8 protein-coding genes are annotated in these 7,739 nt (G+C 36.0%); all 8 read left to right on the forward strand.

From position 1 onward, the window contains the following. The coding region (locus tag QZ995_RS23290) for a DNA-binding protein (RefSeq protein WP_301812287.1) at positions 1 to 912 on the forward strand (912 nt) is incomplete at its 5' end. Between the two features lie 264 nt (positions 913 to 1,176). Next, positions 1,177 to 1,380 carry an aspartyl-phosphate phosphatase Spo0E family protein gene (locus tag QZ995_RS23295; RefSeq protein WP_301812300.1) on the forward strand — a complete coding sequence of 68 codons (204 nt, stop codon included), beginning with the start codon at positions 1,177 to 1,179 and terminating at the stop codon, positions 1,378 to 1,380. Positions 1,381 to 1,474: 94 nt separating this feature from the next. Continuing rightward, positions 1,475 to 1,744 carry a hypothetical protein gene (locus QZ995_RS23300; RefSeq protein ID WP_301812289.1) on the forward strand — a complete coding sequence of 90 codons (270 nt, stop codon included), beginning with the start codon at positions 1,475 to 1,477 and terminating at the stop codon, positions 1,742 to 1,744. Between the two features lie 170 nt (positions 1,745 to 1,914). Continuing rightward, positions 1,915 to 2,595 carry a hypothetical protein gene (locus tag QZ995_RS23305; protein WP_301812291.1) on the forward strand — a complete coding sequence of 227 codons (681 nt, stop codon included), beginning with the start codon at positions 1,915 to 1,917 and terminating at the stop codon, positions 2,593 to 2,595. A 669-nt stretch (positions 2,596 to 3,264) separates the two neighbouring features. Next, a complete protein-coding gene (locus QZ995_RS23310; protein ID WP_301812293.1) occupies positions 3,265 to 3,816 on the forward strand; it encodes a MerR family transcriptional regulator in 552 nt (183 codons plus the stop codon). A 97-nt stretch (positions 3,817 to 3,913) separates the two neighbouring features. After that, positions 3,914 to 4,078 (forward strand): hypothetical protein, encoded by a 165-nt coding sequence (locus tag QZ995_RS23315; RefSeq protein ID WP_301812295.1) that lies wholly within the window; start codon positions 3,914 to 3,916, stop codon positions 4,076 to 4,078. Positions 4,079 to 5,402: 1,324 nt separating this feature from the next. Further along, a complete protein-coding gene (locus tag QZ995_RS23320) occupies positions 5,403 to 6,212 on the forward strand; it encodes a rolling circle replication-associated protein (RefSeq protein ID WP_301812297.1) in 810 nt (269 codons plus the stop codon). 1,071 nt (positions 6,213 to 7,283) lie between these two features. Then, the coding region (locus QZ995_RS23325) for a helix-turn-helix domain-containing protein (RefSeq protein WP_301812299.1) at positions 7,284 to 7,739 on the forward strand (456 nt) is incomplete at its 3' end.

Consider the following 7,739-nt stretch of genomic DNA (forward strand, 5'->3'; position numbering starts at 1 on the left):
TCTGTGATGAGCCGTTATAGAATATTTAGGGCTAGTCAGTTACAAAGTTCAAACAATATTTTGGAGGCTGTTATTCAGTTTTATCCATATCGAAATAGACTACCAGAAAACCACCAATTGGATGCGCTATTACATTTAGCTAATGTGTGTTTTATGTTAGAGAAATGGAAATACATAGAACAGTGTGCGGATGAGCTTAGAGAATTAGCTACTTTGGTTTATAAAAGTCAATTGGTCAAATTAGAACCGTTAGAAACAGAGCGTCATTTAGTTGTTTATTACGGTCAGGGATTCTTAGCAAAAAGCGTAGCCTTACAAATGCAAGGACTGTACGAAGAGGCTAAGAAGTGCGTTGCAGGTTATTCTGACCTTAGCTGGTTTCCAAATTTGGACGATAAGGGAAAAGAAGAAGTAAAAAAATTTCATATGTGGTCAAAAGCTAATTTTTATGTGTTTGAACTATTGGCAGGTAAAAGAGATGTTTTGATGGATTATGTTAAATTTCTTGAAAAACATCCTAGTGAGATAACAGCGGGACTTCTTACAATCATGGAGTCAGCTACTAAATATGACTATTCGGTTGACCATATTTTGGAAAAATTTTCGATACATATTAGTCAATTTAACAATTATACTGATTCTGTGAACATTGGAAGACATTATCATTTTCGTTATTGCAAGACCATATATGATTTAAAAAAGGGATGCATTGAAAGTGCTTTGGAAGAAATTTTACATTGCATTTACCTTGCTGATAAGTTGGGTCATCAAAAGAAATTTAGGCAATGCGTTTCGCTATTTTGGAGATACCGTAGTTACTCATCAGAAGATCAGAGAAATTTTTTACAAAAAATTTTGGAGAGGGATGAAAAAGATGAAAAACGCAGCTATGTTTTATCTGGCAGTATGTAGCGTCGCCTTGCAATCCGTAGTTACTGTTTTCACACATGGAATGGGCGGTTAAAAAATTTTAAAGGCATCCCTTTTGTATATCAAAGCACCCTTAAAATTAGGGGTGCTTATTTTTGTACCTTCCCATTTTTGGCAAACCTTAAAATCTGGGAAGTTAGTGTACAATTTAAAATAGTAAATATATGGAATTGAAGGAGGGAGGTTGAAATCAAAAATAATGCTTGTGACGTGAAAAAGGACATCCCTTTGACCAACAGCAGAGGAATGTCCAACCAAGGGAATTATACTATCAGCCTATCACAGAATGATTGCGATTTGCAGCGAACAACCGAAGTATTACGACAGAAGTTAGTGCAACTGTTTTTTTCTGAAGGTTCATTTACCAGCCCATCCGTTTTGGAAATTAGCCAGCAACTAGATGATTGCATTGTTGCAACTCAAAAAGCATTACTTCGACTTACCAAATAAGCTGTCAAGCATGGCTGTACGGAAACCATCAGATACCTTTGGGGACTTTAAAGAGCCGTTTTTCAGCTATTCAAAGACAGCTAGGAGGTTCATCATGTTGGTATGGGGTGACTCGAGTGAAAGAACAAGACTAAAAAAGCAAAAAAGACGTCAATGGCTTGCACGCCGGCTTGAATTAAAGAATAAAGCTAAAACCGTACTTGAAACAAAACAAACCCATAAGGAAAATCGAAAGAGCCAGCATGAGGTGACTCTCATCGAGACAGATCATGTAAGAGACAACAATGTTTGCCCGTTTGGGACTGAGAGATTTAAATGTTTTTCTCAAACGAGAAATAGCACGCCTGAACAATCCAAAAAATGAAACAAATTCCAGAAAATATGCTAATATTAAAATATTGGCATTATTAGTATAGCTGCCATCAACATAGGGCAATAAAAAAAGCATAAAAAGGTGGCCATAGTTCCAGCAAAACCTGCATCTAGAAATTACCTCCATATCGAAAAAATATCACAGCAGAGGAGTTAATTATTGTGAAAAAAATTGTCAAAGCCTTATCTGTAGCTACACTACTAGCAACAGCAGCTGTTGCACCTGCATCTGCTTTTGCAGCAACCGAAAAAAAACATGCCAGCGTAATGGAAAATCAAAGCAAATTTGAAACAGTTAACGTAGACAAAGAAGCATTGCGTATACTTTCTGAAAATATTGAAGGTATTGGCAATGGCATCAAGCCTGATATAGATGGGTATCTGCACATAGATGAATCAGTTAAGTTAAAGATCAGCAATGAAGCTTATGAATTGATTGAAAAAGGTGTTAATAGGATTAACGCCTTGATCAAATCAGGAGAATTGGAGATCGTTAACGATGAACTAGTTTCTATAGGTGATTTAAGTGATAAATCAGAGGGGCCTCGATATGCTGCAGATTGGGATGCACATTGGTGGGGTATCCATTTTAGTTTGGACAGAGATGAAGCTGATGATTTACAAAGAGCATGCGAAAGAAACGGAGATAAGTGGGCATTGATTTCAGCTGTGTCTACAATTGTTCCTGATATGGGTACGTCAAAAGTTGCCGCAGTTGTAGCAGCCATCTTTTCTTATGGTAATTACACATTAGCTAAAGATATTGCTGAGAATAAAACAAGAAAGGGAGTAAACGTGGATATTGGTTGGACTGTTGTTAATACTAATGTATACCCACGTTAAATCATCTAACACATTTCATATATAATATTAATAAAAAACTACGTCCATAAAGATTGCTTTACAGACGTAGTTTTTTATTAAATTAAAGAATATTTTCAACTTCATAAAGCAAAGGGGTGATACAATGGGCATTGTTTCATTTTTCAATATCGTTAACACAATAGGTATCCTGTTGATTGTGCTACTATTAGGCTTCATGTTTTTCAGAAAAAAACCGACACCCAAAAAAAATATATACGTAGAGGTACTCTTTCTTGTTTTCTTAATTGGGTTTGATGTGTACATGTTTTTAAACGATCAAACAGCAATTAAACCTTTAGTTGTATCTTTACTAACAATCGCTGCTTGTCTTCAAGTAGGAAAACTAACTAAGAGTTTAAGAAAAACTAACTAAGCAAACCTTGAGTCCCAATAATAGCCATTATGTAAACAAGCGTCCGAATCCTTAAATTCGGGCGTTTTATTTTCGTCTTTTGATAAGTTGGCCAATATCCTGGTTTAAAAATTATTCGTCTTTTCGAGAAAAAAAGCCCAGGAATCTTTCAGCTGCACGCATTGTTTTTTACGAAAACCCGAACGAATCGAATGTGAAATTAAATATAAAGTATACTGTATTCAAAAGGATTTACTCATTCTCACTAGAAGCTAGTACAGCGAGGTGAGAACGATATGGAGAATGGCTTTGAACGGACTTATTGGGCAAATGATGTAGCTGAATTACTAGATATATCAGTAAGTACCTTACGTAAATGGTCATTACGTTTAGAGGCTGACGGATACTGCATACTCCGAGACGAACATGATCGGCGTGCTTATCGTGAACGGGATATTGTAGCGTTACGAAAGATGAAGGAATTTTTGAATAAGAAAATGAGTATGGAGAACGCTTCAAAAGCCGTATGTACTATGTATTCAGATCACTCGATAACGCATAAAGAAACGAGTATCGTTCCCCATGATAAAAAGCGTTCTGATGAGCGTTATCAAGAAATAATAGATAAGATGGAAGAATACATGGAACAGCAAAAAGCGTTCAATCAAGCGTTACTCGAACAACTTCAAAGGCGAGACGAATATATAGATAACGCATTGAAACTGCGTGATGAACGATTAATGCAGTCTCTCAATGAGATAATGGAAACCAAAAAATTATTGGCTGCGGCACAAGAACAGCCAGAACAGCCAAAGAAAAAATGGTATCAATTCTGGAAAGGCAAATAGCCCCCCCATCTTCAAAATAATGACTGAGGTTTCACAGATCGGGGAAGCTCCTTCGTTTTGTTCATGGGGTTGTTTTCATGAAAGGGGGTGGGTTGGATTGAGTAGTAAGGAAGCTTTTTATGATGATGGTAAGGAAAGCCCATATATCCGTTATATTTTTTTCATCATCCTTTCTTGGATTACATTTCAAAAAATAGAGGTTATTGAAAAATACAAAAAACATTTTAACGAACAAATAGAAGCTAGAAGATTTATCAGGTAACAAACCAAGTAGTAAAACCAGTAGTAAACCTAGTAACTAGAAACTCCGAAATTCCTTGGTAAACAAGGAAGTCTGGAACTTACTTTTTGTATCAAAAGACTTTTTACATCCAAAAAGTGCGAGGAATCCGTAAAAAGTTATTAGCTGGTGGGATAAAGAAATAGATTATTAAATAATCTTTAATTCTATGCACCATCTATCAATTTGAAAGAATAGCATGCAACGATGAAGACCGAACCGACCCTCTAGGGGCGGTCGGAGCTTCTTTTTTATTTATGGAGGTTTGAGAGTAATTGACTACCAAAACGATCACTAAAGTGGGTGCATAAATGATCACAAAACTATGAGTAGTGGTTAACATGCCAGAAACTTTGCTATAACAACGTTTTTTCCTTCTATTTTGAAATCAATAATAGAGGGATTTTTTTGAGTGGAGTGGATTGGATCGGATCGGTGCTGGATGTTGAGACGCAAGAGAGTCCTGTTAAGGCTCGGATTGTGTCTTAGCCATCTTTTTATTGAACCTACACTATGCATAAATCTGAAGCAGTTACACGGACGATATGGCTTGACCAATATGTAGAGTTGGACGTGCCCTATTAGAGCCTATTTTCTCTAGCGTAGGTCATGGTAGAAACTATTACGGGAGAACAGGAAAAGCTAGTTGGCGAAAATCTATTATTGTCTACACTATAGCCTGAGAGCGATCGTAAGGGGGTAAGGTGCGTTTTTTAGTTCGAATTGATAGTTTGTATATGGTATAATAAAAAAACGATTTTAAGGGCAATAGAGACGGTCTGAGAGGCATATGAGTTTGAAGAAATAAAAAACTCCTACCAAAATTTCAGTAGGAGGATTTTCTATCAAAAGGTGTTTGAAAAATAGGTAACATTTGCTAGACTTAATACACAAGAAAAGCCACCCTTATATGACTTGGCGGTCAGGGTGACTCTTCTCCACATATGTGGGCTTAGTCTACCCATTTTTAGGAATAGACTACCCTTTTCAGTTACGTACAGTCTATCAAAGGAGGGTTTAAACCTGCAATACTAAAAATTTTAAAAGTTAGGTTTTGTGAGGTTTGCGGAAACATTTGTTCGTAGTAAAATGGTTTTTAATCTTTTAAAGGTTTTGAGGTTGTGGCGAGCGGAGCGAGTTTTCCTTATTAGACTTGATTTACGTCACACATCTCACCGCAAAAAGTGGGTAAAATTCGCTAAAAAAAGCAGTGATATCAGGGGGTTCAGCGATTTTTATTCAAAAAAAAAAAATGGAAGAAAAAGGGAGAAGAAGTATATAGAAAAGGAGAGGTGAATTTCTATTAATGCCTAATCACAAATGCTCAAATATGAGACTTATTATTGCGGGTGACATCATCCGTTTACGAAAATATGAAAACCCTGTTTACAGCGGATTTACTAGACGTAGATATGTGTCTGCTGAAGAAGAGTCGTTTACAAGTGATCTGGTTGCCGATCTGGACAAAGTTATAGACAACGAAAAAGATAAAATGGACAAGTCTTTAGACAGTAGGGCACGATCTAATAAGCGGGCTAGACGCGAAGTAATTAATCTTGTGAACGCTAATTTCAACAGACATTCTAAATTCATTACGTTGACTTATGAAGAGAACATGCAAGATGTAGAAGAAGCCAGAAAGCATTTTGATATCTTTATTAAGCGGATGAGAAGAAAATACGGTGGGTTTAAGTACATAGTCGTAATGGAGTTTCAAGAGCGTGGAGCGGTACACTATCACATGATGTCAGATTTGCCTTATGTACCCAAAAAGACACTAGGGGAGATATGGGGGCATGGATACGTCAAAATCAATGCTATCGACCATGTAGACAACGTGGGAGCTTACATTTCGAAGTATATGACTAAAGCAGAAGCAGACATTCGAATGATAAAGAAAAAATGTTATACCACAAGTAGAAATATGACAAAGCCAATAGTCCTTACGAATCCTTGGGAAATTGCAACGTTTATACGTCAGAATGATTTAAAAGTAGATACAAGTGTAGAAGACAAAAAAAGAGTGTTCACAAGTTCGTACACGAGTGAACACTACGGCAAAATCATAGATATAGAGTTTAATCTAGAACCCAACCACGAGTATAGATTAAACTAAGCATCAAAATTGTTATTGTTTATTATATCTAAATTTGCTGAGTTTAGACAGGGTAAAACCTGTCTTTTTTTGTTTTTTTATGAAATCTTATAAGAATCTTATAAGACAAATTGTGCCTAAATTAACGTATAACATGGGAAAATATACTTTAAATCAGGAGTTTTAACCAATAGCAAGATTCGCAAATGTTAACCGCAACGGGTCTGCATTTTGCAATTTTGGGCTTCTCCCAAACCCTATTTGAACACATGTAAACAGCGTCTTTTGTTATAGGACGATACAATTTTTGTATGTGAAAAAGCCTTGTAAACAGTACATTTGATCAACTGAACAAATGCAAAAACACTCTATTTGAATGGGGTTTTACGATGCGTTTACGATAACTGTCTTGATGGGGGGTGGTTTACATCTAAACAGCCTGTGTCAGTTGAGATTTTAGGTGGAACACTTACATAGCCACACCCCAGAACAAAATTTTACGAAACGAACACCTTGGGGCATCTATTTGCTTATAAGTGAATAAGCTAGATTAATAGAGCGATGTACAAACTAAAAGACCCTGTGTCTATTCCATTGTGGGAGGAATGAGTACAGGGCTTTTTACTTTTTAGCAGGTTGAGCGGATCTGCGTGACCCTTATAAACCTTGTATCTATTTGTTTCATTTTGTGTATGTGTCCACGTTTTTGAAATTTAGGTTACTTTGTGTCATCTTATGTGACCATTTAAAAAGCTGGTCTTGTAGGCTTTGCCTACACTTTGTGACTATTGAATGGTAACGTTCCTTATCCTGGATTGTTCACAGAGTCTCCAGAAAGCCAATATGAGAGTTGTTGAAGGGGAGTAATAAGAAAAGGGAGGGGGGTGTAAAAACCTCTACAATGCTATCCCTAGACCGTCTTACAGTCTGCTGTGAAAAAAGTTCCCTAAATAAATTTTTCAATGGTAACGCTGTACTACATTTACAAAACAAACTCAAACAACTCAACTCAATAACACTAGTAATAAAACTCCTTAAAATATAAAATATACTAAAATTGCCATTATTTTGTTAAATAAGGGGGATTATGGGGTGTTTGAAGTAAAGAAGTCAATACGTGCAGAAATTGAGAAATGCATGGAAGATAAAAAATGCACGTTGACGCAGTTGAGTGAATTATCTGGTATTCAAGTTGGACATTTAAGCGAAATTTTAAATAGGCGTAGAGCTATTACAATTAAGCAATTAGATGCATTTTCAAAAGCGTTTAATTATGAGCTTGGATGGATGTATGATCTATATGTAGATGAGTGTATTTCAGAAAATAAAGTATCTAAATCGAGGATAGTTCCTTATTTAGTACGTTGTGCAGAAATTGGTAGGTATGATTGTATTGAGTTGGTTGTTTCTAGGCTCTTAGAGGTTTCTAAAAATATAGCGATTATTTTTTTTGTAGCTGAGCACTTGTTTGAAAAGAAGCTCTTAAAAGAGGCTGTTTTCTTTTATGAAATAGTTGTTAGCAATATAAAAGATAGTTATGCGGATATA

This window comes from Brevibacillus laterosporus, assembly GCF_030489605.1.
GTDB lineage: Bacteria > Bacillota > Bacilli > Brevibacillales > Brevibacillaceae > Brevibacillus_B > Brevibacillus_B laterosporus_E.

Coding starts and splice junctions, on each gene's coding strand:
- QZ995_RS23295 (WP_301812300.1), top strand. CDS start 1,177: ATGTCCAACCAAGGGAATTATACTATCAGCCTATCACAGAATGATTGC.
- QZ995_RS23300 (WP_301812289.1), top strand. CDS start 1,475: ATGTTGGTATGGGGTGACTCGAGTGAAAGAACAAGACTAAAAAAGCAA.
- QZ995_RS23310 (WP_301812293.1), top strand. CDS start 3,265: ATGGAGAATGGCTTTGAACGGACTTATTGGGCAAATGATGTAGCTGAA.
- QZ995_RS23320 (WP_301812297.1), top strand. CDS start 5,403: ATGCCTAATCACAAATGCTCAAATATGAGACTTATTATTGCGGGTGAC.